This window comes from Novosphingobium sp. 32-60-15 (assembly GCF_002280675.1).
GTDB lineage: Bacteria > Pseudomonadota > Alphaproteobacteria > Sphingomonadales > Sphingomonadaceae > Novosphingobium.
This window is the reverse complement of record NZ_NCEN01000013.1, coordinates 20,754-43,475: the sequence shown is the minus strand read 5'-3', so window position 1 is coordinate 43,475 and position 22,722 is coordinate 20,754. Positions and strand designations below refer to the sequence as shown.

19 protein-coding genes and 1 tRNA gene are annotated in these 22,722 nt (G+C 58.8%); 12 read left to right on the top strand and 8 right to left on the bottom strand.

The window, feature by feature from the left end; translation table 11 throughout:
- Positions 1–11: 11 nt before the first annotated feature.
- Entirely contained in the window at positions 12–1,733 is a 1,722-nt protein-coding gene (locus tag B7Y89_RS11085; RefSeq protein ID WP_292938544.1) for a class I adenylate-forming enzyme family protein, read from the bottom strand.
- A 154-nt stretch (positions 1,734–1,887) separates the two neighbouring features.
- Between B7Y89_RS11085 and lgt the strand changes: the two genes are divergently transcribed.
- The 6 genes from lgt to B7Y89_RS11055 all read left to right on the top strand — a co-directional run bounded on the left by lgt (position 1,888) and on the right by B7Y89_RS11055 (position 7,485).
- Positions 1,888–2,799 (top strand): prolipoprotein diacylglyceryl transferase, encoded by a 912-nt coding sequence (gene lgt / locus B7Y89_RS11080; protein WP_292938542.1) that lies wholly within the window; start codon positions 1,888–1,890, stop codon positions 2,797–2,799.
- A complete protein-coding gene (locus B7Y89_RS11075; RefSeq protein ID WP_292938540.1) occupies positions 2,796–3,839 on the top strand; it encodes an SAM-dependent methyltransferase in 1,044 nt (347 codons plus the stop codon). Before lgt ends, B7Y89_RS11075 begins: the two co-directional genes overlap by 4 nt.
- Before the next feature lie 267 nt (positions 3,840–4,106).
- A complete protein-coding gene (gene petA / locus B7Y89_RS11070) occupies positions 4,107–4,670 on the top strand; it encodes a ubiquinol-cytochrome c reductase iron-sulfur subunit (RefSeq protein ID WP_292938538.1) in 564 nt (187 codons plus the stop codon).
- 11 nt (positions 4,671–4,681) lie between these two features.
- Positions 4,682–5,974: a cytochrome b N-terminal domain-containing protein gene (locus B7Y89_RS11065; protein WP_292938536.1), complete on the top strand. Its 1,293-nt coding sequence runs from the start codon at positions 4,682–4,684 to the stop codon at positions 5,972–5,974.
- Positions 5,975–6,005: 31 nt separating this feature from the next.
- The gene (locus tag B7Y89_RS11060) at positions 6,006–6,821 is read left to right on the top strand and encodes a cytochrome c1 (RefSeq protein WP_292938534.1); all 816 of its coding nucleotides are present in this window, start codon (positions 6,006–6,008) and stop codon (positions 6,819–6,821) included.
- 127 nt (positions 6,822–6,948) lie between these two features.
- The gene (locus B7Y89_RS11055) at positions 6,949–7,485 is read left to right on the top strand and encodes an adenine phosphoribosyltransferase (RefSeq protein WP_292938532.1); all 537 of its coding nucleotides are present in this window, start codon (positions 6,949–6,951) and stop codon (positions 7,483–7,485) included.
- Between the two features lie 51 nt (positions 7,486–7,536).
- Here B7Y89_RS11055 and B7Y89_RS11050 read toward each other — a convergent pair whose 3' ends face one another.
- Together B7Y89_RS11050 and B7Y89_RS11045 are read right to left on the bottom strand one after the other, a co-directional pair.
- Entirely contained in the window at positions 7,537–9,657 is a 2,121-nt protein-coding gene (locus B7Y89_RS11050; RefSeq protein WP_292938530.1) for an acetate--CoA ligase family protein, read from the bottom strand.
- 84 nt (positions 9,658–9,741) lie between these two features.
- Positions 9,742–10,032 carry a DUF2218 domain-containing protein gene (locus tag B7Y89_RS11045; protein WP_292938528.1) on the bottom strand — a complete coding sequence of 97 codons (291 nt, stop codon included), beginning with the start codon at positions 10,030–10,032 and terminating at the stop codon, positions 9,742–9,744.
- A 140-nt stretch (positions 10,033–10,172) separates the two neighbouring features.
- Here B7Y89_RS11045 and B7Y89_RS11040 point away from each other — a divergent pair.
- Positions 10,173–10,246, top strand: a tRNA-Gly gene (locus B7Y89_RS11040).
- A gap of 75 nt (positions 10,247–10,321) precedes the next feature.
- On the top strand, positions 10,322–11,287 hold the full coding sequence (locus B7Y89_RS11035) for a rhodanese-related sulfurtransferase (protein ID WP_292938526.1): 966 nt from the start codon (positions 10,322–10,324) through the stop codon (positions 11,285–11,287).
- Here B7Y89_RS11035 and B7Y89_RS11030 read toward each other — a convergent pair.
- Positions 11,284–12,546 carry a cytochrome b/b6 domain-containing protein gene (locus B7Y89_RS11030; RefSeq protein WP_292938524.1) on the bottom strand — a complete coding sequence of 421 codons (1,263 nt, stop codon included), beginning with the start codon at positions 12,544–12,546 and terminating at the stop codon, positions 11,284–11,286. The two genes, B7Y89_RS11035 and B7Y89_RS11030, sit on opposite strands and share 4 nt — an antisense overlap.
- 149 nt (positions 12,547–12,695) lie before the next feature.
- Between B7Y89_RS11030 and B7Y89_RS11025 the strand changes: the two genes are divergently transcribed.
- Both B7Y89_RS11025 and B7Y89_RS11020 read left to right on the top strand, forming a co-directional pair.
- Complete coding sequence (locus tag B7Y89_RS11025; RefSeq protein WP_292938522.1) at positions 12,696–13,175, top strand: (2Fe-2S)-binding protein; 480 nt, start codon at positions 12,696–12,698, stop codon at positions 13,173–13,175.
- Complete coding sequence (locus B7Y89_RS11020) at positions 13,168–15,258, top strand: molybdopterin cofactor-binding domain-containing protein (protein ID WP_292938520.1); 2,091 nt, start codon at positions 13,168–13,170, stop codon at positions 15,256–15,258. Before B7Y89_RS11025 ends, B7Y89_RS11020 begins: the two co-directional genes overlap by 8 nt.
- 319 nt (positions 15,259–15,577) lie before the next feature.
- On the opposite strand, the gene B7Y89_RS11015 is transcribed toward B7Y89_RS11020, so the two are convergent.
- Together B7Y89_RS11015 and B7Y89_RS11010 are read right to left on the bottom strand one after the other, a co-directional pair.
- The gene (locus B7Y89_RS11015; protein WP_292938518.1) at positions 15,578–16,138 is read right to left on the bottom strand and encodes a group 1 truncated hemoglobin; all 561 of its coding nucleotides are present in this window, start codon (positions 16,136–16,138) and stop codon (positions 15,578–15,580) included.
- A gap of 9 nt (positions 16,139–16,147) precedes the next feature.
- Positions 16,148–17,014: a DUF3034 family protein gene (locus B7Y89_RS11010; RefSeq protein ID WP_292938516.1), complete on the bottom strand. Its 867-nt coding sequence runs from the start codon at positions 17,012–17,014 to the stop codon at positions 16,148–16,150.
- 199 nt (positions 17,015–17,213) lie between these two features.
- Between B7Y89_RS11010 and B7Y89_RS11005 the strand changes: the two genes are divergently transcribed.
- Complete coding sequence (locus tag B7Y89_RS11005) at positions 17,214–17,864, top strand: carboxypeptidase regulatory-like domain-containing protein (protein ID WP_292938514.1); 651 nt, start codon at positions 17,214–17,216, stop codon at positions 17,862–17,864.
- Between the two features lie 62 nt (positions 17,865–17,926).
- Entirely contained in the window at positions 17,927–20,188 is a 2,262-nt protein-coding gene (locus B7Y89_RS11000) for an EAL domain-containing protein (RefSeq protein WP_292938512.1), read from the top strand.
- 48 nt (positions 20,189–20,236) lie between these two features.
- Here B7Y89_RS11000 and B7Y89_RS10995 read toward each other — a convergent pair whose 3' ends face one another.
- Together B7Y89_RS10995 and B7Y89_RS10990 are read right to left on the bottom strand one after the other, a co-directional pair.
- Positions 20,237–21,187 (bottom strand): glycosyltransferase family 2 protein, encoded by a 951-nt coding sequence (locus B7Y89_RS10995; protein ID WP_292938510.1) that lies wholly within the window; start codon positions 21,185–21,187, stop codon positions 20,237–20,239.
- 66 nt (positions 21,188–21,253) lie between these two features.
- Positions 21,254–22,486: a hypothetical protein gene (locus tag B7Y89_RS10990; protein ID WP_292938508.1), complete on the bottom strand. Its 1,233-nt coding sequence runs from the start codon at positions 22,484–22,486 to the stop codon at positions 21,254–21,256.
- Positions 22,487–22,722 lie beyond the last annotated feature (236 nt).

The window sequence follows — 22,722 nt, the reverse complement described above, 5'->3', positions numbered from 1 at the left end:
AACAACGGGCCTTACGCAGGCGTATTCGGCCATTCCCCAAGCCATTCTTTGGTGTAGGTTTCGCGCAAAGACCGCTTGTCCACTTTTTCCGTGCCCAACCGTGGCAGTGCCTCATGCACTTCCCAGAAACGCACCGGGATACTGAACGGGGCGATATGCTCTTTCAAAAAGGCGCGCAGTTCCTCCTCGGTGGCCGAACAATCATCCTTTGCAAGATAGACTGCCGCTGGAACCTCACCGAATCTCTCGTCCGGAAGGCCGAAAACGCTGACTTCAGCAATACACGGGTGCGCATAGATGGCGTTTTCCACCTCGATGCAGCTGATATTTTCGCCGCCGCGAATGATGATGTCTTTTTTGCGATCCACGATGAACAAATAGCCCTCGGCATCAAGGTACCCCAGATCGCCCGTGCGGAAGTATCCATCCGCCGTCACGGCTTCGCGCGTTGCCTTTTCATTGCCCCAATATCCGAGGAAATTGGCGATTGAGCGGATGGAAACTTCCCCCACCGCACCTTGGAGCAGTGTGTTGCCTGCATCATCAAGGATGGCCAGGTCCACCAGCGGACGCGACGCCGTTCCGGTGCTGCCCGGCTTTGCCAGATAGTTCTCGTTCAGATTGCCGCAGCCCACGCCATTGGTTTCAGTCAGGCCATAGCCCAGCAACGGAAACGCATGGGGCATTGCCTTTCGGATGCGCTCCACATGCTCGACCGGGCGCGGGGCGCCACCTGCCGCAAACGACACGCACGTTGAAAGATCGTACTTTTCCCGGTCAGGATGCGTCGCGATTTCAAAACTCATCAGCGGCACGCCAACAAAGTACGTCGCCTTTTCGCGTTCGATCAAGCGCATCGCCTCAACCACGTCCCACTTGGCCATAAGCACCAGTTTGCGGCCCAGCGCGAACGACTGCAGGAACACGGGCACTTCGCCGGTCACATGGAAAAGCGGCACGTTGACCAGCGTCGTTGGCTGCACATCGGGCGCAGGGCCTTGTCCCTTGGCGTTCAAGATGGCGAGTGCGGCAACAGATTGAACGGCGTAATTCATCGTGCCCTGCACCACGCCGCGATGGTCCGACAAGGCACCCTTGGCCACGCCGGTAGAGCCTGACGTAAACAACACCGTCGCCCAATCTTCGCCTGTCAACGTCGGCAGGATCGTGGCCATGCCACCGCCCTTGCCAAGCAGCGACGCCAGGCCTTGTTCATAGGCGCAATCATGCGCAATCGTCAGAAGCACCGCCCCGTGGCTATGGCCAACAAGGCGCTTGGCCCGCGAATCATCGGCAATGACATAGCGGCATTCGACCAGATCAACGCCGCCGGCCAATTCCTCACCCGACCACCAGCCGTTAAGCAGAGTGGCACAACCGCCAGCCATCAGCACTGCCATATAGGCAATTACCCAATTGGCTGAATTGCGCGCGGCAATGGCGATGCGATCCCCTTTTTGTACACCGTGCCCTTCAACCAAAGCGCCCGCCACGTGGCGTGCCGCCTTGTAAACATCGGCAAAGCTCAAGCGCATTTCACCATCGACGATGAATGTCTTTTCGCCATGCGTTGCGCAGAAATAGGCAAAGTACGCAGGCAGGTGCGGCGGCGCGGTGGCAATCATCGGCACATCATGGCCAAACCGCTGTACCATAACGGTTTGGAACATCCCGCCTTCAGCGGTTAGCGCAGTGAATGTGCGATCCATGGCAAGGTCAAGCTCGGTCTTCATGGCGTCCTGATATTCTCCCAACCCCCGGACACATCACGCGTGCGCCTTTTCGGGTTTGCTTGTGGCCTTCGCCCTGTGCCAATACGATACCGCAAAGGCCGTATTTTGCATCAGGGAAATCGGCTTATTTTTGAAGTTGTAGGGAGTTCGCCTCTTGCTGTCACTACTGTCAACAGCAACCGCGCTTGCCGTAGCGTCCACGTCCGCAGCGGCCTCGGCAGGGGCGGTTTCAGGGCCGATTCGCTGGGAAGATCTGGGTGTTTCGCCCATCGCGCTGGACCTGGGATTCTTCGCGCTGAAATGGTATTCATTGGCCTATCTGGCCGGGATCATTCTGGGCTATTGGCAATTGTCCAAGATGATCAGCCAGCCCGGCGCGCCCATTGCACAGCGCCACGCCGATGATCTGTTTTTCTACGCAACGCTTGGCATTATCCTTGGCGGGCGGCTTGGCTACGCCATGTTCTATGCCCCCGAACTGCTGACCGAACCGCAAAACCTGATCAAGCTGTGGGAAGGCGGGATGAGCTTCCATGGCGGGTTGCTCGGCGTAGTGCTCGCCATCGCATGGGTCTCGTGGCGGGCTGGTTTGAACTTCGTGCGGGTGTGCGATTACATCTCGGTCTGCGTGCCTTTCGGCCTGCTGTTCGGCCGCCTTGCAAACTTCATGAACGGTGAATTGTGGGGCCGCGAAGCCGGTTCCGGCGTGGCATGGGCCATGATCTTCCCCGGCGGCGGTCCCATCGCGCGCCATCCCAGCCAGCTTTATGAAGCCGCGCTGGAAGGCCTCGTACTGGCCATCGTCCTGCTCTTTCTGTTCTGGCGCACGAAAGCGCGCTGGCGCACCGGCCTGCTCGTCGGCACCTTCACCTTCGGCTATGCCCTCGCCCGGTTCATGGTCGAATTCTACCGTGAGCCTGACTCGCAGTTGCAGGATTTCGCGATGCGCACCGGGTTCTCGATGGGCCAGTGGCTGACCATTCCGATGATGGCGGTGGGATTGTTCTTCCTGATCCGCGGGCTGATCAACAAGCCCGTATCTGCCACAGGAGCCGCGCCTGCATGAGCGCGCCGTTGCTTGAAACATTCACGCGGCTGATCACCAATACCGGGCCGATCAGCATCTCGCACTATATGGCCGAATCAAACGCGCATTATTACAACAGCCGCGATCCCTTTGGTACAGCAGGGGATTTCATCACCGCGCCGGAAATCAGCCAGATGTTCGGCGAGCTGATCGGGCTGTGGCTGGCTGACATCTGGATACGCGCAGGCCGCCCAAGCCCTGTCCATTATGTCGAGCTCGGCCCCGGTCGCGGCACTTTGGCGCGTGACGCGCTGGGCGCGGCAAAGCGCTATGGCCTTGCCCCGACCCTGCACTTTGTTGAAACCAGCACCGCGCTCAAAGCGCTGCAGCTTGAACTCCACCCCCAGGCGCGTTGGCACGCCGACTTGTCGACTTTGCCCACCGACGGGCCCGTGTTGATTGTTGCCAACGAATTTCTTGATGCGCTGCCAATCCGGCAAATGGTCCGCACCGCCGAAGGCTGGCGCGAACGGATGGTAGGCCTTGATCAGGACCGCCTCGTGCCCATCGCGGGTTCGCAGCTCATGGACAATGCGGTGCCCGTCGCCTTGCGTGATGCCGCAGATGGCGCGATTCTGGAAACGTCTCCAGCATCGGCTGCCGTGCTATATGAAGTATCCGGACGGTTGACGGCCCAAGGCGGTGCGGCGCTGTTCATCGATTATGGCTATACGCAACCGGCCTATGGCTCATCGTTGCAAGCCGTGCGGGACCACCGCCATGTTGATCCCTTTGCCACCCCCGGAGAGGCTGACCTTACCGCACACGTTGATTTCTCGGTCCTTTCGGCAATCGCGCAATCACGCGATGTGCGCTGGCTTGGCACAGTTGACCAAGGCAAGTGGCTACGCTCACTGGGAATCGACGCGCGCGCAGATGCGCTTGCCGCCTTTGCTCCGGCCCATGCAGCAGAAGTATATGCCGCACGGGACCGCCTTGTTGATGAGCGACAAATGGGCGCGCTGTTCAAGGTCATGGGCCTTGCAGGTCCCAAATGGCCTGATGGCGCTGGATTTTAGCCAATTTGCCCGATCCGGCGTTTCCGCCCCAAAGGCTGTATAAAGACTCAGCAATCGCCCCCTTTTCCCATACCAAAATGCCTGTTGGCAAAGCCGTGGCTTTGCGTCTATCAGGCCTCCCAAGTGGGGGCTGGCACGGCGCATTCGCGCGCGCCATGCCTTCGTGTGGATCGGGGGCGCCTTTGCGGGTTCACCCGGTTTTTATCCAGTGGGCAAGTTGGACCGCGGGCGATGCGCGTGCGCGGCGGCAGCAGGCAGGGAATTTCAATGGCTGATGAGGCGAGCATCGACACTCTGGGCGTAACCGGAGAGGGCGTGCGCCGACGCGATTTTATCAATATCGCGGCGGTGAGTTTTGCGGGTGTTGGCGGCGCTGCCGTCATTCTCCCGTTGGTAAGTCAGATGGCGCCATCGGCGGACGTCTTGGCGCAAAGCTCGACAGAGATCGACATTTCGGCGATCCAGACGGGCCAGGCGATCAAGGCGGTCTTCCGCAAGCAGCCAGTGTTCATCCGCAATCTGAAGCCGGAAGAAATCGCTTCGGCCGATCAGGTTGACGCAACTTCCCTGCGCGATCCGCAGACGCTGGAAGAACGCACCAAAGTTGGCAAGACCAACTGGCTTATCACGATGGGCGTTTGTACGCACCTCGGCTGCGTGCCGCTGGGTGCTGGCGAAGGCGAAGTGAAGGGCGAATTTGGCGGGTATTTCTGCCCATGCCACGGTTCGCACTACGACACTGCCGGACGCATCCGCAAAGGCCCGGCACCCAAGAATCTTGAGGTGCCAGAGTATTCATTCATCTCCGACACTGTCGTGAAGATCGGCTGAGGACAGGACTTATGAGCTTTCCCTGGGCGAACGAATACAAGCCAGGCAATGGCCTGACGCAGTGGCTTGACGAAAAGCTGCCCCTGCCGCGCTTTGTATACAATGCCGTTGGTGCCGGATATCCGGTGCCCCGCAATCTCAACTATATGTGGAACTTCGGCGTACTCGCCGGGTTCTGTCTGGTGCTGCAAATCGTCACCGGCGTCGTCCTTGCGATGCATTACGCCGCCAACGCTGGCGTTGCATTCGATTCGGTCGAACACATCATGCGCGACGTCAATTGGGGCTGGATGATGCGCTATGCGCACGCCAACGGTGCCTCGGCGTTCTTCGTTGTGGTTTACCTGCACATCTTCCGTGGCTTCTTCTACTCATCGTACAAAGCCCCGCGTGAGATGATCTGGCTGCTCGGCGTCACCATCTTCTTGTTGATGATGGCCACCGCCTTCATGGGCTATGTGCTTCCCTGGGGCCAGATGAGCTTCTGGGGTGCCAAGGTGATCACCGGCCTGTTCGGCGCTATTCCTTTGGTGGGTGAACCGATCCAGATCTGGCTGCTCGGTGGCTTTGCCCCTGATAACGCCGCTCTGAACCGCTTCTTCTCGCTCCACTTCCTGCTGCCGTTCGTGATTGCCGGTGTTATCATCCTGCACATCTGGGCGCTGCACATCCCCGGTTCGTCAAACCCGACCGGTGTTGAAGTGAAGACGGAATCCGATACCGTACCGTTCCACCCGTACTACACGGCAAAGGACGGCTTCGGGCTTGGCATCTTCCTGCTGATCTACTGCGCAATCCTGTTCTTCGCGCCGAACGCGCTGGGCCATCCGGATAACTACATTCCGGCAAACCCGCTTTCGACGCCGGCACACATCGTTCCTGAATGGTACTTCTATCCATTCTACGCGATCCTGCGCGCCTTCACGTATGACTTCTTCTTTATCCCGGCCAAGCTGATGGGCGTGCTCGCCATGTTCGGCTCGATCCTCGTGTGGTTCTTCCTGCCCTGGCTGGATACCTCGCCGGTTCGTTCAGGCCACTACCGCCCGCTGTTCCGCAAGTTCTTCTGGTTCGGTCTGATCCCGACCATGGCGGTCTTGTTCTACTGCGGCGGCGCTCCGGCTGCTGAACCCTACGTGATGATCAGCCAGGTGGCATCGATCTATTACTTCGCGCACTTCCTCATCATCCTCCCGCTCGTCTCGTCGATCGAAAAGCCGGAACCGCTTCCGTTCTCGATCACCGAAGGCGTCCTGGGCAAGGATGAGAGCGCAGTGCTCAATGCCCATCCTGCAGCTGCCTGACAGCAACGAAGCGTAAGAGAAAGAGAACCCCATGGTCCGTCTTTTTGGCCCTCTGGTAGGCCTGTTCTTTGCCATCGCGCTGCTCTGGTCGTTCGGAAACGGCGCCTACACCGCGATCAAGGAACCCGCTGCCGAAACAGCAGAACACGCGTTCCATCTTCTGCCCAAGGACATCAAATTCGCCAGCGATGGCGCATTTGGCAAGTTCGACAAAGCACAGCTCCAGCGCGGCTTCCAGGTTTACAAGGAAGTCTGCTCGACCTGTCACTCACTCAAGCATGTCGCTTTCCGCGATCTGGCTGCACTCGGCTATTCAGAAGCCGAAGTGAAGGCAATCGCCAAGCAGTGGGGCACAAAGCAGCCCACGTTTGACGTTAAGACAGGTGAGCGCGCGGAGCGTGATAACATCCCGCAGGATTACTTCCCGACGGTGTATTATGCAGGACAAGGCGTACCGCCTGATCTTTCGCTGATCACCAAGGCACGTCATGACGGCGGCGCTTATGTTGCCTCGTTGTTGACCGGCTATCAGGAACAGCCTGCTGAGCTTCTCAAGAAGTTCCCCGACGCCAAGACCCCTGATGGCCTGTATTACAACCCGTACTTTGCCAACCTGAACCTCTCGATGCCGGCACCAATCGCTGGTGACGGACAAGTGACGTACTCGGACGGCACCACGGCCACCGTTCAGCAAATGTCGACTGATGTTGCGGCATTCCTGATCTGGACTGCAGAGCCGAAGCTGGACAAGCGCAAGCAGACCGGCTGGGCTGTGCTTGGCTTCCTGCTGGTTGCCACGGTTCTTGCCTACCTCGCCAAGAAGAACGTCTGGGCCAACAAGCACTGATCGTTCTGACATAAGCGAAACGACAAAAGGCCATCGGAAACGGTGGCCTTTTTCGTTAGCCCCCTTCCCGCCTGCGGGAGGGGATGGGGGTGGGCATATCAATCGCATCAAGCTAGGAACGAACTCGATGCAACCCGATGACCTCAAGGCGCTTGTGCGCACCGTGCCCCACTTCCCCTCGCCGGGCATTTTGTTCCGCGACATCACAACGTTGATCGCGCACGGCCCCGGCCTTTCGGCCACAGTGGATCACCTTGCAGACCTTGCCCATCAAGCCGGAGCCCAAGCCGTCGCCGGAATGGAAGCGCGCGGCTTCATCTTCGGTGCAGCGGTTGCGGCACGCATGGGGCTTGGCTTTGTCCCTATCCGCAAACCGGGCAAACTACCGATCCCAACCATCGGCGTCGACTATGCGCTGGAATACGGGACCGACCGTTTGGAATTAGACCCGACGGCTATTCCGGACGGCCAGCGCGTAGTCATGGTCGACGATCTGATCGCAACCGGCGGCACCGCACTCGCCGCTGCTGAACTCCTGCGCACGGCAGGCGCCCAGCTCACTCACGCCCTGTTCGTCATCGACCTTCCCGACCTTAACGGGGCGTCCCGCTTGCGTGAGGCAGGCCTGACCGTTGCGTCCGTCATGGACTTTCCCGGCCATTGAAAAAGGGCGGCCCAACCGGACCGCCCCTCTCGCATTTCAAAATTTCAAGCTTCAATCCACCAGCATCAGTGCATCCAGCGCTACAACACCCTCACCCACAGGGTGCAGGATGACAGGATTAAGGTCGATTTCGCGGATTGATGGTTCAGCACGCAGCACTTGCCCAACTTTGACGATCAGCTTGGCCAGCGCCGCTACGTCCAACGCCGGTGAACCGCGATAGCCGGTCAACAACGCCGCGCTCTTCAGCTTCATCAATTCGGCCACCACCGCATCTTCGGTAAGGTCTGCCGTCAACAGCCGCACGTCCTGCAAGATTTCTGCGGTCACCCCGCCAAAGCCTGCCAGCACCACCGGCCCCCATTCGGGATCGTTCTTGGCACCGACGATCATTTCCATGCCGCGCTTGCCCATCGCCTCGACCAGCACGCCGTCCAGCGTGATCGCCGATGAATAGGCCGCCACATTGCTGTGAATGCGGTCCCACGCCTCCCGCACGGCAGATTCATCGGCAAGGTTCAGGATTACCCCGCCAGCGTCGCTTTTGTGACCGAGCGCCGCCGCCTGTGCCTTCATCGCCACAGGATACCCCACCGCCTCTGCCGCCGTTACCGCCGCATCGGCACTGGCCGCAAACCCTCCTTCGGGGAACGACAGACCTATCGGCCCCAGTAATTCCTTCGACTTGTATTCCGGGATCACGCCCGAAACCACATCAAGTCCGGCCAGCGGCGTTGCCGGAAGATCGTTCACGGAAAGATCCTGCGCTGCCCAATGTGTCAGTCGCGTCACGGCCCGCAATGCCCGCTCGGTTGAAGAAAACCACGGAACGCCCGCCGCCCGTAGTGCTGCAATCCGCTCCGCCGGGACTTCAGCACCTTCATCAAGCCCTGCAAAGATCACCGGCTTGGTCAGCGTCTTGCCTTCGATCGCAGCCAACACCGCCGGGAATTTGATGGCGCAAGTGATAGCTTCTGCCTGAATGATCCCGACGAACACCGTGCCAACGCGATCATCTTCAAGCAGCGCTTCAATGCAGCGCGTGTAAATCGCTGGTTCTGAAAGCCCCTGTGCGGTTATGTCCAACGGGTTCGATACGGGCACAAACACCGGTAGTGCCGCCCGTAACATAGGCGAATCTTCGTCATGCAAATCTGCCAAGGGCAGCTCAAGCTCTTCGGCCAGATCGAGCGTAAGCGCTTTGAACGCGCCCGATTCGCCCAGCACGGCAGTTCCGCCTGATGGCAGCGCCGCACATTGCGTGGCAATTTCGGCAATGTCGCCAAGCTCTTGCAGCGTTTCAGCAAAGATCACACCGGCGCGCGCAACCATTGCCCGCATCAGCTTATAATCCCCAGTCATCGCCCCGGTGTGGGTGGCCGCAGATTCGCGCGCTGCGCTCGATTTGCCCGGATGCAGCAATACCACCGGCTTGCCCGCAGCCTTGGCCCGTCGCGCCGCAGCCAGAAACGCCTGCGGTTTGCGGAATTGCTCAACGATCATCGCAATCACATGCGTATCAGGCTGATCGACCAACCAATCGACATAGTCCTCAACCCCGCTGGCCGCTTCATTACCGGTCGAAACCGAATAGGACACGCCGCAATCGCGCGACAGGAGCATCGTGCCCAGGACCGCCGCCATCGCGCCCGATTGCGAAACGATCCCCACCGCGCGGTTGCCCGCAGGCGGCACAGCGTTGGTTTCAACAAATGTCAGCGGAATGCGGTCGACATAATTGACCAGGCCAAGGCAATTTGGCCCTTCGACCACCATGCCCGCTTCGTTGGCAATCCACGCGATCTCGTGCTGTTCGGCCAGACCTTCCTCGCCACCTTCGGCAAATCCGGCAGAGAAAATGACAACGCCGCCACATTTGCGCGCGGCAAGGCCCTTAACCGCTTCCAGAACGCCCACACGCGGAATGGCAAGAACGGCCACGTCCACGCCCTCGGGCAGCGCATCGACCGATGGGTAGCACTGCTTGCCCATAATCTCGTCGCGCTTCGGATTCACCGGATAAATCGCGCCGGCATATCCGTTGCGCTCAAGATTGGTCAGGATCGTCGCGCCCAGCGCCCCCGGTTTGTCGGATGCACCAACAATGGCAACCGATTTCGGGCGCAGGAAACGATCGAGCGCAGCGTGGGACAGACTTGCTTGAACAACCATTTGCATCCTCCGATTTCGCTATGATGTATAACAATTATCGGTAAGAGGACAAGTGGTCCAAAGGGTGATCAAACAACCTATTCCCTAAGCAACGGGCTGCCAATCAAACGTGAGCGCGCCTTCACGGTGGGCAAAGCGATTGACATGGTCCGCCACAACGTCCTGCATCCGGGCCAGATCACCATCTCCCTCAATGCGGCAAACAACTTCAAGCACATCATCTGACGCCGTCATTTCAACCGGACCGAATGGCAGCGCCACGCGCCCCACAGTTGGATCGAACGTCACTTCAAACTTGTGCCCCCAGTGTTTGCACAATTGCTGAAGGTAGCGACTGGCATTTGCGGTGGGGACAACGGCGCGGCTGGCAGGCATAAAGCAACTCTTTCAATCTGGCTTGATACATCAAAGATATATCTTAAATGCCAAAAGTCAACAGAGCACACCGCATCCAAGGTTGACGAACCGCAGCAACCCGTGGCAAGCGCCTTTCCGCAACGCCTGCAAAGGCTGATGCGGGTATAGCATAGTGGTAATGCACTAGCCTTCCAAGCTAGCTAGGCGGGTTCGATTCCCGCTACCCGCTCCAACTTCTCGTTTTCTGGAACTTCTCCTGCGGCACGCCGCCACTGGAATTTTGCCGTCACGGCGCTATGGGGCGGTGATGAACACGCCCAACCGCCAATCTCATGGCCCTGTTACTGTGGCCGCGCTGTATCGCTTTGCCCGCTTTGACGATTGTGCTGCGTTGCGCGCGCCGCTGGAGCAATTGTGCAAGGATCATGGCGTACGCGGGACGCTGCTGCTTGCGCCCGAAGGCATTAACGGCACCATTGCCGGGACCGCTGACGGTATAGACGTGGTGCTCGGCCATATCCGCGCTTTGCCCGATTGCGCCGATGTTGACGTAAAGCTTTCCACCGCCTCCACTATGCCATTCCACCGCACGAAAGTGCGGCTGAAGCGCGAAATCGTGACGATGGGCCAGCCCGATATCGATCCGCGTGCCAGCGTTGGCACTTATGTCAGTCCGCAGGATTGGAACGCGCTGATCGCCGATCCCGATACGATCGTTATCGACACGCGCAATGATTACGAAGTGGCCGCGGGCACATTTGAACGCGCGATTGATCCCAAGACCGCCAGCTTCCGCGAATTTCCTGACTGGTTCCGCCAAGAGCGCGCGCGTCTGCTGGGTGAAGGCAAGGCCCCCAAAGTGGCAATGTTCTGCACCGGCGGCATCCGCTGCGAAAAATCGACCGCGTTCCTGAAGCAAGAAGGGATCGACGAAGTCTATCACCTCAAGGGCGGCATCCTGAAGTATCTGGAGACGGTGCCTGAGGAAGAAAGCCTGTGGCGCGGCGAATGCTTCGTGTTCGATCAGCGCGTGACAGTTGGCCACGGACTGGTCGAAGGCTCGCACAGCCTGTGCTTTTCCTGTCGCCGCCCGGTAAGCGAAGACGGGCAACAATCCCCGCTTTACGAAGTGGGCGTCAGTTGCACTGCCTGTTATGGCGAACGCAGCGACGAACAGCGCGCCTCCGCCCGCGAACGCCACAGGCAGGAAACGCTAGCCACCCTGCGCGGGGTTGCCCACGTGGGCGCAGTGCTGGCTGGAACTGAAGATTAGGGCTCAAGGCGCTTGGCGTCGAAGACGAATGTCACGTCCACTTTGCCGGCAATCTGGTCAGTGCCGGCCCATTCGCCCTTACCCACCGCAAATGCGGTACGATCAAGCGTGGCTGTGCCAGTGGCCTTCGCCTTGTCACCGGTGATCTTGAGGCCAAAGGCCAAGTTGACCGGACGCCGGACGCTGTTCATCGATAGCGTACCCGCAGCCGTATAACGGTCCGTGCCGCTGCGCTTGATCGCGGTGGAGCGGAACACCGCCGCTGCCGGACCGCTCCCAAAGAAATCTTCGCCTTTCAGCATCGTATCGCGGGTTTCGTCGCCGCTTGAAACCGATAGGAGCGGGATGCGCACCGTGATCAAACCAGTTTCCGGCTTTTCAGGATCAAACACGATATCAGCGCTCCACCCGCTGAATGTGCCATCCACCGCTTCGCCATTGACCATAGCGCGGAAGCCCAGTTTGCCGCCGGGCTGCACTTTCCAGCGCGAAGGCGCTTCCTCATCAGCCACCGCAGATGCGCTAGCTTCAGGTATCGGAGCGTCGGTTGCAACAGCGCTGGCATCGACCTCCGTGCTTTCGTCAACCATCACATTAATGCTGGCTTGTGCCACAGGTTGTACAGGCACCACCTTGCCATACACCAGCCATGGCAGACCGAACACGACGCCCAGCATCGCCGCTGCCGCCACACCCCAGCCCAAACCTGATCGTGCAACGCCCGCTGCCGGGATCATCCGGCCCAGCACATTGGGTTCAGCCTGCGCCCCAAGATGATGCCGTAGCGCGCCTGCCACATGCAGCACGATCAGCGCCGCGCCGACCCAGCCGAGCAAACCGTGCAACACCTCTGCCGGTTCATGCGCAACAGGGCCCAGCGGCAAATGCGGCCATGGAATGGTGCCAAACAACAGTGTCGGCAGTTTGAGCTTTGCGGTTGATACCAGCGCCCAACCCGTCAACGGCCCGCCGATCATGAATGCATAAAGCCCGGAGTGAACGACCGCAGCCAGCAGGCCCGTTACGCCGCCCACCGCAGCCGCAGGCCGTGGCCGCGCAAGCCGGACGATAAGGCGTGTGACGCTAAGTGCGAGCACCAGAATACCAATGCTCTTGTGCAGTTGGAACGGCGCGTACATCGCCGCTGCACTGCCCAGATCCACCATTCGCCAGCCCAGTCCAAGCTGAAACGCCAACAGCGCCGCGATGGCCCAGTGCAACACAATTGCGAAGTGTGAATAGCGATGCGGCGTCATCATGCTTCTTCCGGTTTGTTCGGCGATGGCAAAGCGTACCAGCCGCAACAAAGGCTGGCCATTACCCTTCTGTCAGCTTGCGCGGAATGCAAACTGCCGTCACAATATATACTACAGGCGCACAGTCGCTTGCCCCAAGGAGAGTTTCGAAGATGAAGACCGTTCTCAAGGTCAACGGGCAATCCCGCGAGGTTGATGTGCCTGCGGACAAGCCGTTGTTGTGGGTGCTGCGCGAGGATCTGGGCTACGTCGGCCCGAAATTCGGTTGCGGCCAAGGCCTGTGCGGAGCCTGCACGGTATTGATGGACGGTCAGGCAATTCGCGCTTGCCTTACCACTTTGGACACGGTCGGAACGGCTGCGATCACCACGATTGAAGGCGTTGCTGCAACGCCTGTCGGGGAGAAGGTCAGCGCTGCATGGATCGATCTGGACGTACCGCAGTGCGGGTACTGCCAGGCTGGCCAGATCATGAGTGCAGTTGCTTTGCTTGAAACCAACCCCACGCCCAAGGATGACGAAATCGACGCCGCGATGGCGGGAAACCTTTGCCGCTGCGGCACCTATCACCGCATCCGCGATGCAATCGTCAAGGCTTCTGGCCGCAAAGCCGCAGGAGGCGCGAATGTCTGATCAGGCACTTCTGGCGGGCAACCGCCGCTTTGCGCTCAAAGCCATGCTCGCTGCTGGCGGAGCGGCGGCTTTCGACATCGAATTTGCCGCAGCCCAAGGCAAGCGCGCAGCAACGGCCGCTTCAAAGCTTACGGCATACGTACAAATCAACGCTGATAACAGCGTAACGATCACGTCGAAAAATCCCGAGATCGGCCAAGGCGTCAAGGCCATGTTGCCGATGTTGATCGCTGAGGAACTTGACGTTGCGTGGTCTGCCGTACGTGTGGAACAGGCCGTGGCCGATCAGGCAAAGTTTGGTGAACAATTTGCCGGTGGCAGCATGTCCACCCCGATGAACTGGATGCCCATGCTGCAAGCCGGCGCCACTGCCAGAGCCATGATCGTGACCGCTGCGGCCAAGCAATGGGCCGCCCCGGTCGCCGAACTTTCAACCGCCAATGGCGAAGTGATCCACGCAGCAAGCGGTCGCCGCGCGCCTTATGCGGCACTCGCGCAAGCGGCTGCAAAAGAACCCGTTCCCGCTGTCGAAACACTCAAGCTGAAAGACCCGGCCAAGTTTTCCATCATCGGCCGTCCTGTTCCCGGACCGGATACGCCCGCCATCGTTGCTGGCAAACCGCTGTTCGGGATCGACACGCAATTGCCCGGCATGGTCCACGCTGCACTGCTTACCGCGCCCGTTCGCGGTGCCGTGTTGCGCAGCCATGATGCCAGCAAGGCGCTGGCCCTGCCCGGTGTGCGCAAAGTTGTGGTGCTGCGCCAATTGGGTGAGGAAGACGGGCCGGTTGATGGCCTTGCCATCATTGCCGATAGTTGGTGGACCGCCAACGAAGCGCGCAAGTCGCTCAGCGTGCAATGGGACAATCAAGGGCGTGAAAAGCACTCGGACGCCAGCTTTGCCGCCGCTGCCAAAGCCGCGTTTGCCGGCAAACCCGCTGCAGCCGTTCACGCAGCGGGCGATACCAGCGCCGCGCTGACGGGTGCAGCCAAAGTTGTGAAGGCGCAATACGGCTATCCCTTCATCGCCCATGCCACGCTTGAGCCGCAAAATTGCACAGCACTCTTCAAGGATGGCAAGCTTGAAATCTGGGCACCAAGCCAGATGCCTGATGAAGGGTTGAAACTCGTCGCCAAGACGCTCGGCCTTGCAACGTCAGCAATCACAATCAACCTCACCCGCATTGGTGGCGGTTTCGGGAGGCGCTTGCAAAACGATTATATGGTGTTTGCCGCCGCAATCGCCCGCGATATGCCCGGCACCCCGGTAAAGCTGATTTACGACCGCGAAGAAGACTTCAAGCTCGATTTCTTCCGCGCAGGCGGCTTCCACCAGTTTGAAGCAGGCCTTGATGCGGCAGGCAAAATGGTGGCCTTCCGCGATCACCTTGTCACGTTTGGCGCAGGCGGAAAGCCCGGTCGCGGTGCTGAATTGCCTGCCGACTTGTTCCCGGCAAATGTGCTAGCCAACGCCGATCTTGGCATGACCGTACTGGAGAGCAACATCCCGCTGGGATGGCTGCGCGCGCCTGCTTCGAATACACTGGCCTTTTCCACGCAGGGGTTCCTTGATGAAGTCGCCAGTGCAACGGGCAAGACGCTACCGGTGCTGCTGCTCGAATTGCTCGGCGATGCACGCGTCATCATGGCGCCCAAAATCCCAGGCGTGCCCGACTATTTCCAGCCGCCGCCATTTAACACCGGCCGCGCTGCTGGCGTCGTCCGCGAGGCAATGAAGATTGCGCAATGGGGCGACAATCCGGCCAAGGGCCGTGGCTTTGGTTTTTACTTCAGCCACTTGGGCTATTTCGCTGTCGTGGCCGATTGCACCACCGGTGCAGATGGCATGATCCGGGTCAGCAAGATCTGGGTCGCGGGCGATATTGGCAGCACGGTCATCAACCCGCTTAACGCTGAACAACAGATTCGCGGTTCCATGATCGACGGCATGGGCCATGTCATTTCGGGGTTGAAGGTACCCATCACCGGCGGGCAAGTGCAAGTTGCAACCCGCCGACCGGCCTTGGCGAACCGGCGATGCCTCCTGCGATTGCAGCGATTGCAAACGCCATCAGCAGCCTGACCGGCAAGCGCGTCCGCAGCCTTCCGTACGAAGCCTGATACTTGGGGCCAGCCGCGTTGTGCACAGTGATGCGCAGCGCGGTGGTCCTAGCGCCAGATGACGTTAGATTGCACCGCCGGAATTACGTCAGGAAGCTCCTCGGCAAGGAGCGTTGCGCAGGCCGGGGGGCTTCCTGACGCAACCGCAAAGCGGCGGGCCGCTTTTGGCCCATCACAGCGTCTCTCGTCGGTCACTATGCGACGGCATGGCTCCCTCCTCGTTCCTCGTGGCGGGCCAAAATCGGCTCCGTCACGGTGGTGCAATCTAACGTCATCTGGCTCTAACGTTCCTGAATATCGCGCTCCATTGGTGCCAGCTTTGCCAGCAATCGGTTTTGCGCAGCAAACGGCACGCGTTGTTCACGCATCGCCCGTTGCAGGTTTTCGACCAGCGCGTTCATATCGGCGCGCGTAATGCCAAGGCCCTTGTGCGCGGCCTTCATATCGCGCCCGGTATAGCTGCACCCGGCATTGGCGATGAAGCAAATTTGTTCAAACAGCGTCCTTCGCAAACGCACCATGTCCTGATTCTGGAAAATCGCCTCGATCCGTGGGTCAGCCTTGCTCAATTCGACAAGCCGCTCCACGATGGCCTTGATTCCCGCCTGTCCGCCAAGGGCTCGCGCCAGCGCATCGCCCTGAAACGGCTTTGCACCAACGTTGTCTTCGGATTGCACGTAAGCATCTACCGGCAATTCCCCGGTCACCGTATCGGCGACGCGTTTTTCTGCGCCGAACTCCTTGTCCCAATCAATCGCCTCCGCGCTTTGCGGCAAGGCGTCTTGCGGCGTTGGGGTGGCGGACTGACCCGTGATCAGCGCAAGCGCCAAAAAAATGCTCATCACTGCACCTCAGAATGCAAGTTGCAGGGAAACAAGGGCACCGCGCTGGCCATCAAACGTGGCCACAGAACCAACGTCGGCATATGCTGCGGTAACCGTCGCATTGCGTGTGAACGCCCACGCAACAAACACATCATGGGCATTGTCTTCGTGCGCAATCATCAGATTATTGGGCCGGGTGCGGTATTCGCCGCCCACCACCAGCCTTGGCGAAAGCATGTAAGCCAGGGACCCTTCAAACTGCACTGACCGACTTGCGCCCTGTCCCCCGCCAAAGCCCAGAAGCCCGAACTGGTTGGCGTTGGTCAATCGCGCTGTTGCGTTAACCAGCACGCTGTTTGCAAGAAAAAGCTTGGTTGCGCTGATGGTAAAATCGGTGCCGTGAGCTGACCCCGCCCCCACCGCGCGAACAATCGCTGCATCGAGGCTGCGTTTGTGTTGAATGCCCAGAGTGACCTGCGGCACGATCGGGCTGCCATACACGATATCGCCCGCCAGCCGCACTTTCGCGCCGAAAATGTCCTGATTGAACCGGAACCCTTCGCCCAATCCCAGCGCCAAGCCCACTTTGCGCGTATCAAAGTTCTGGCGTGCATAAGATATCTCGACACGGTCAAGAATGCCGATGGCGATACCGTGGCTTTGCCAGCCATAATCCGGCAATGCGATGCCGGTAACATGTCCGGAAACGCCGATTGCGCGGTCAGTACCCATGCCTGCAATCGTTGCCCATGTGGCAAGCCCGCCGCCGCTTGCACCCTCAACCGAACTGACACCATTGGTCAGGACCAGTTTGCCCCCGTCAAGCAATGGCTCTGCCAGAATTGGCTTGGCGCAAATGGCAGCGGGAACTGTGAGGGCTGACAAGAATGCCATGAATGACAAATACTTGAATGCGCGCTTTTGGCAGTGTCTGCGCCGCGGTTGATGCGGAAATGTTTCCACGAAAAATGCCTCAGTACTCTTACGGAAATACGGGAGTTTCCGTCATATTAACCATTACCCGTTATGAAAACTTAAACGCCTGATCGCGGTTTTGACTGAATGTTAAAGGATTTTTGCTTATGGAGGCAGAATGTCCTGCATTGAATGGCCGCTGTCTTTAACAAGCACCGCAAGAACCTTCTTCGCGGCCGTGCTGGCTATGCCCGTGCTGCTATCTGCTGCACCGCCTGCAACTTTGCCACTTCAGATTGTTGATCAGGCGGGTATGCCGCTCAATGATGCAGTAATCGAGATTGCACGCCCGGCAGGCGATGCGCGCGCGCCTGTGTTTCGTTGGCGAAACGCGATGGCGCAAAAGAACCTTGCGTTTGTTCCTGGCACACTGATCATCGCGCGCGGGACATCGGTGGCGTTTCCCAACCTCGATACTGTGCGTCATTCCATCTACAGCTTCTCAAAGCCGGCCCCATTCAAGATTGATCTTTACGGCCGCGACCAGACCCGGACGCAGCGGTTTGATATTAGCGGAACTGTGGCGCTTGGCTGCAACATCCATGACCAGATGCGCGGCTACATACGCATCGTCGATACACCTTATGCGGCCCGGACCGATGGCAACGGTCTCGGCGATATTGATGGCCTGCCGCAAGGCACGTACACCGTCACCGTATGGCACCCGCGCATGAAGGGTGCCAGTGGAGAGTGGCGCGGCAAGATCATCGCCACACCGGGCAAACGTACCCGCATCGCCGTTCCCGTCCGCCCTGCCGGCGCGCGATGATCCGGCAAGCGCGCCTGCAACTGCGGCACCTTGCACGCAACACCCGAACGCTCGGCGCACGCGTGGCCCGTGTCTATATCGGCTTGCTTATCGCGGTCATGGCGGTGACCATCATTGTGGCTAGCTCCGGCATCAGCCTGTTTGCACATCGCGCGGCTGAGCGTGATCTGGCTGCGAATGCCCGCGTGTTCGAACAGATTATCGCTAGCCGGCAGCAACAAATGGCCGATGCGGGTGCCGTTGTTGCACGGGATTTCGGCTTCCGCGAAGCTTTTGCAACCGGCGACCGTGCCACACTTTCAAGCGCACTTGCCAGTTTGCGCGAACGCACCGGTGTGCGTGAAGCGGCTGTAATCAGCCTTGATGGTGAGGTAATCCCATCTGCCGGCGCTCGGCAAATCAACGGTACTGCCATCCTGTCGGCGCTTGATAAGGACGAAAATCGCGGCGTTGCCATGCTAGATGGGGACTTGGCGCTGGCCGCCGCTGTGCCAATCGAATTGCCCGATCTGGCCGGGTGGTTGCTGTTGTTCAACACGCTTGGCCCCGCTGATCTGGCCGAACTTGCGCGTTTGTCTGCTGTCGAAGTCGACGGCAAAGTCCTTGATCGCGCCAGGATGACACCGACATTGGCAGCGCTGCCCTTGGCCAAAGTTGAGACTGTATCGGGGGCGTCGGGCAAGGAACTGGCGCAAGTGTCCGCCTTAAAAAGCCTTGAAGCCGGGTTGGAGCCTCGCCTCATTCTCACGCACTCGCTTGCGACCGCTATGGAGGGTTTCCACCAATTGCAATGGGTGCTCGCGCTCATCGCTTTGGCAGGCGCAGCTATCGGCGCATGGCTGAGCATCCGCATGGCACGCGGGATTGCGCGCCCCTTGCACTTGCTGGCAAAAGCCGCACGAAAATACGGCGCGGGTGATGTCGAGAAAGTGCAAGTAGAGGGCGATAGCGAGGTGCGCTCGCTGGCGCGCAGCTTCAACGCCATGGTCGATGCGGTCGAGGAGCGTGAACGCCAGATCACGTACGCGTCGCTTCACGATAGCCTGACCAGCCTGCCCAACCGCCGCTATTTTCTGGAAAAGCTGGATCGCGCCATGGTGCGCCAATCAGCCAATTCCCGCACCTTGGTGGCATTTTTCGACATTGATGACTTTAAAGCAATAAACGACACGATGGGCCATCCCGTCGGCGATAGTCTGCTCTGCAATGTCGCCAGCACTTTGCAGGAACGTTTCCCTGATGCAATGGTCGCACGCTTTGGAGGGGACGAATTTGGCCTGCTGATCTCAGGGCTTGATAGCACCGTGGATTGCGCCAATCTTGCCCGGTCAATCGACGCCGTGCTCAATCGCGAAGTGGTGATTGGCAGGCAGACAATCTTGCAATCGGTCAGCTTCGGCATCGCGATTGGCCCACAGGATGCAAATGACGCAGATGCGCTGCTCAAATGCGCAGATCTTGCGCTTTTCCGCGCCAAAAGTGACGGAAAAGCCACCTGCCACTTCTTTGAATCGACACTGGACGAAGAAGCGAGCCGCCGCCGCCGCATGGAAATCGATCTGCGTCGCGCTATCCGCGAAGGTGAATTCGAACTCTATTTCCAGCCGCTTTACAGTCTTTCCGAAGAGCGTGTGAAGGGCTTCGAAGCATTGATGCGTTGGCCTCACCCCGAACACGGGATGATCAGCCCTGTAGATTTCATTCCGATTGCCGAAGAATCGGGCATGATCGTCCAATTGGGAGAATGGGCTATCCGCGAAGCCTGCGCGCAAGCCGCAAGTTGGCCTGGTGAATTGTCCGTCGCGGTCAATATCTCACCCCGCCAATTGCTGCCCGACAGTCTTGGCACTTGCGTGGTTCAGGCACTGGCGGCCTCTGGCTTGCCCGCCGCCCGGCTCGAGCTGGAAATTACCGAAAGCGTATTCATCGGCGATGTCGAGCGCACGTTGAGATTGCTGCATTCCATGCAGTCGCTTGGCGTACGCATCGCACTGGACGATTTTGGCACCGGCTATTCCTCGCTCAGCTACTTGCGCTCGTTCCCGTTCGATAAACTCAAGATAGATCAAAGCTTTGTCCGCGCTTTGGCTGAAGGTGGCAGTGCGCAAGCCATCGTTCGCGCCATCACCACCTTGGCGGATGCCTTGGGCATAGAAGCATTGGCCGAGGGGGTTGAGACTGTGGACGATCTGGAAATCCTGCGCCGCATCGGCTGCAATATGATCCAAGGCTACCTGATCAGCCGCCCCGTCTGCAGCCGCGACGTAAACGCGTTACTACAGGCGCTGGCCAATTCGGCAGATCTTCGTGCCAATGCGGCATGATGGCGCGCTGATATTCAGCGAGGCACCTGGAAGTCTGCCGATGCGATGTCAGTAGCCCTGCAGCCACTCATGACGCTTTGCCCAAATCACTTTCCAGCGCGCTTTGTCATCCTGTTTTCCCGAGAACAGGGCCTTCAAAGCGGAGCCCAGCCTGCGGTTGGCAATCCATAACCAGAGCAGTGCAATACCGGCCTGAACCCGCCAGCCAGACCAGTGATCGCGGATCAGTGTAACTTTTGCGCGCATCAAGCTGACAACTTTGTCCTCACGCTTGGCGGTGGCCGCGCCGACCAGATGCATGATTTGTGCATCGGGAGTGATCATGGGACGGTAGCCCAAATGTGCGGCGCGCAAGCACAGATCATGCTCTTCACCGTACATGAAGTACCGCGGGCTGAAGCCGCCAAGTTCGCGCCACAACGCCGTGGGAACGAGCATGAAGCATCCCACGACGACATCTACATGGCGCGCCGTATCACGCTTCCAACCGCCGATCCCTTCGTGATTGAAGAAGGGGGAATTCACAAACACCTTGGCAAGGCCGGTGGCCGAGCAAAACAGGCTCCACACCGTCATAGTGTTCCAGCAAGAGGCAATGTTGAGCGAGCCGTCGGGGAACACGGTGCGGCCGCCGGTAATCCCGGCTTCGGGGTGCGCCTTGCCGAAGGCCAGTATGTTTTCAACCGCCTTGGGATATGTTTCGGTATCAGGGTTAAGCAACAAGAGCCACGGCGTTGTCGCAGCATCAGCTACAGCATTGTTTGCGCGGGAAAAGCCGATGTTGTCATCGCTGCGGATTAATTCGACGTCGGGGAAACGCGCCGCAATGGCATCGGCCGAACCATCGTGCGAAGCATTGTCCCACACGACAAGACGGAACGAAACATTGCCCGCATTTTGGAACAGCGTCTCAATGGCCATCAAGGTCAGGTCTCGCGTATTGTAGCTGACCATGATGACGGTCACTTCAGGTGATTGCATGGGGTCAAAACTCGTCATGGCGTTAGCTTGGAATATTGGGGCGATAGAGGACCCGTCTCAGGATTGCCGGAGCGTCTTAATCCTTCAGATTGTCTGTGTTGATGGCCGGGCAGGCATTGAAAGCGAAATGCCAACAATCATGAAAAACCACGTCTGAATTCCGCCAAAAAATGATGTGGTAAAAGCCGCTATGATCAAGCCGGTCAGAGAAAAGATGATCGCCTTTGCCAAAACGCCGTCCGTTTTACCAAGGCATACGCTAGTCTTCGCAAGGCTGAGAATGCCGACAAGGGACGACATGAAAATGCATATCGCTGCGATGTAGCCATGGCGCACTCCGAGTAGCAGCCAGTGGTTATCAATGCTGGTGATCATCCATGGCAGGCGCTCGTAATCGGTAAAGCCGATGCCGAACCATGGATGGTTCGCGATCGAGCGCATGTCGTATTCCCAGATCAATTGCCGGTAGTATCCGGTTTGCGGATCAAGCGTGTAGCGGATGAGGATTGGCAAGACACCGTTCTGCGATGCGATTTCGACTGCCAGCAGGAACGTGAAAAGAGTGAAGACAAAGAACCGCCAACCCACGCCGCCGATGTGAGCTTGCAGACGATCATAGCCAAGCAAAATGCCGCTGATGATGATCGACAAAAATGCAGCCGAGCTGACCGAGAAAATGGCAAACAGGCTGGCCGTCATGCCGAACACATAGGGCCACTTTTTGATCGATGAATTGAGATAGATCGGCAGAAAACTTGCCAGAAACAGTCCGGCCAGAATCGGATGTGAAAATGGCCCGTGAGCGCGCAAAAGGCCAAGGCGTACGACATTGAATTCTTTAGCCGTCGCAACAGCCTGTCCGTTTTCATAATAAAAAAGAGGGCCGAAGATGGCTGCGGCGAAGGGGCGGACCAGTTGGCGATGGGACACGCTTTCAACCATCATCGACACACCGGCGAGCAGGAGGCCCGGCGCGGCGAAAATCAAGAGGCGGCGGACATCCTGAAGGTTCCGCACGCTGATTCGGGCGATCAGATAAGGCGCAATGACGTCAAAGGCGAGTGCGCCGCCTCTTCTGATACCGTCAGTCAGCCCATAGAATGCGCAGAACGAGACAACCATCCACGTCACACCTGCAAACATCCACAAATCAGCAGGCCTGAACGGCAGACGGCCGGTGGCGATCCGGTTAAGCAACCATGGCAGCATGATGAAAGCGACGGCACGGTAGGGGTAAATGACCTGTCCGGCGAGTGTTATGCGGACTTCTTGCGGAAGCAGCGTTGAATACAGAAGCAGGACCGCAGGAAGCAGCAACGCAATGTTGCTCGCGCTTTTTGGGCGAATTGCAGCATGAGATGGTGACAGGGCGATTTGCCGTTCTGCCAGAGGTATACCGGACGAAGCCATGCCTTGCCGAACTCTCCTTCGGGGAGCCCCCTTATCGGCAAATGCCGAATAGTCGCAAGCCAAAATGGATGAATCTTCATCCGGGAAAAAACAGTTTTCCTACACGATACCGGTCGTGATAGCACATTTGTTCCTTATTTGTT

Coding starts and splice junctions, on each gene's coding strand:
- B7Y89_RS11085 (WP_292938544.1), bottom strand. CDS start 1,733: ATGAAGACCGAGCTTGACCTTGCCATGGATCGCACATTCACTGCGCTA.
- B7Y89_RS11060 (WP_292938534.1), top strand. CDS start 6,006: ATGGTCCGTCTTTTTGGCCCTCTGGTAGGCCTGTTCTTTGCCATCGCG.
- B7Y89_RS11045 (WP_292938528.1), bottom strand. CDS start 10,032: ATGCCTGCCAGCCGCGCCGTTGTCCCCACCGCAAATGCCAGTCGCTAC.
- petA (WP_292938538.1), top strand. CDS start 4,107: ATGGCTGATGAGGCGAGCATCGACACTCTGGGCGTAACCGGAGAGGGC.
- B7Y89_RS11030 (WP_292938524.1), bottom strand. CDS start 12,546: ATGATGACGCCGCATCGCTATTCACACTTCGCAATTGTGTTGCACTGG.
- B7Y89_RS11015 (WP_292938518.1), bottom strand. CDS start 16,138: ATGAGCATTTTTTTGGCGCTTGCGCTGATCACGGGTCAGTCCGCCACC.
- B7Y89_RS10995 (WP_292938510.1), bottom strand. CDS start 21,187: ATGACGAGTTTTGACCCCATGCAATCACCTGAAGTGACCGTCATCATG.
- B7Y89_RS11055 (WP_292938532.1), top strand. CDS start 6,949: ATGCAACCCGATGACCTCAAGGCGCTTGTGCGCACCGTGCCCCACTTC.
- B7Y89_RS11025 (WP_292938522.1), top strand. CDS start 12,696: ATGAAGACCGTTCTCAAGGTCAACGGGCAATCCCGCGAGGTTGATGTG.
- B7Y89_RS11050 (WP_292938530.1), bottom strand. CDS start 9,657: ATGGTTGTTCAAGCAAGTCTGTCCCACGCTGCGCTCGATCGTTTCCTG.
- B7Y89_RS11075 (WP_292938540.1), top strand. CDS start 2,796: ATGAGCGCGCCGTTGCTTGAAACATTCACGCGGCTGATCACCAATACC.
- B7Y89_RS11020 (WP_292938520.1), top strand. CDS start 13,168: ATGTCTGATCAGGCACTTCTGGCGGGCAACCGCCGCTTTGCGCTCAAA.
- B7Y89_RS11005 (WP_292938514.1), top strand. CDS start 17,214: ATGTCCTGCATTGAATGGCCGCTGTCTTTAACAAGCACCGCAAGAACC.
- B7Y89_RS11065 (WP_292938536.1), top strand. CDS start 4,682: ATGAGCTTTCCCTGGGCGAACGAATACAAGCCAGGCAATGGCCTGACG.
- B7Y89_RS11010 (WP_292938516.1), bottom strand. CDS start 17,014: ATGGCATTCTTGTCAGCCCTCACAGTTCCCGCTGCCATTTGCGCCAAG.
- B7Y89_RS11035 (WP_292938526.1), top strand. CDS start 10,322: ATGAACACGCCCAACCGCCAATCTCATGGCCCTGTTACTGTGGCCGCG.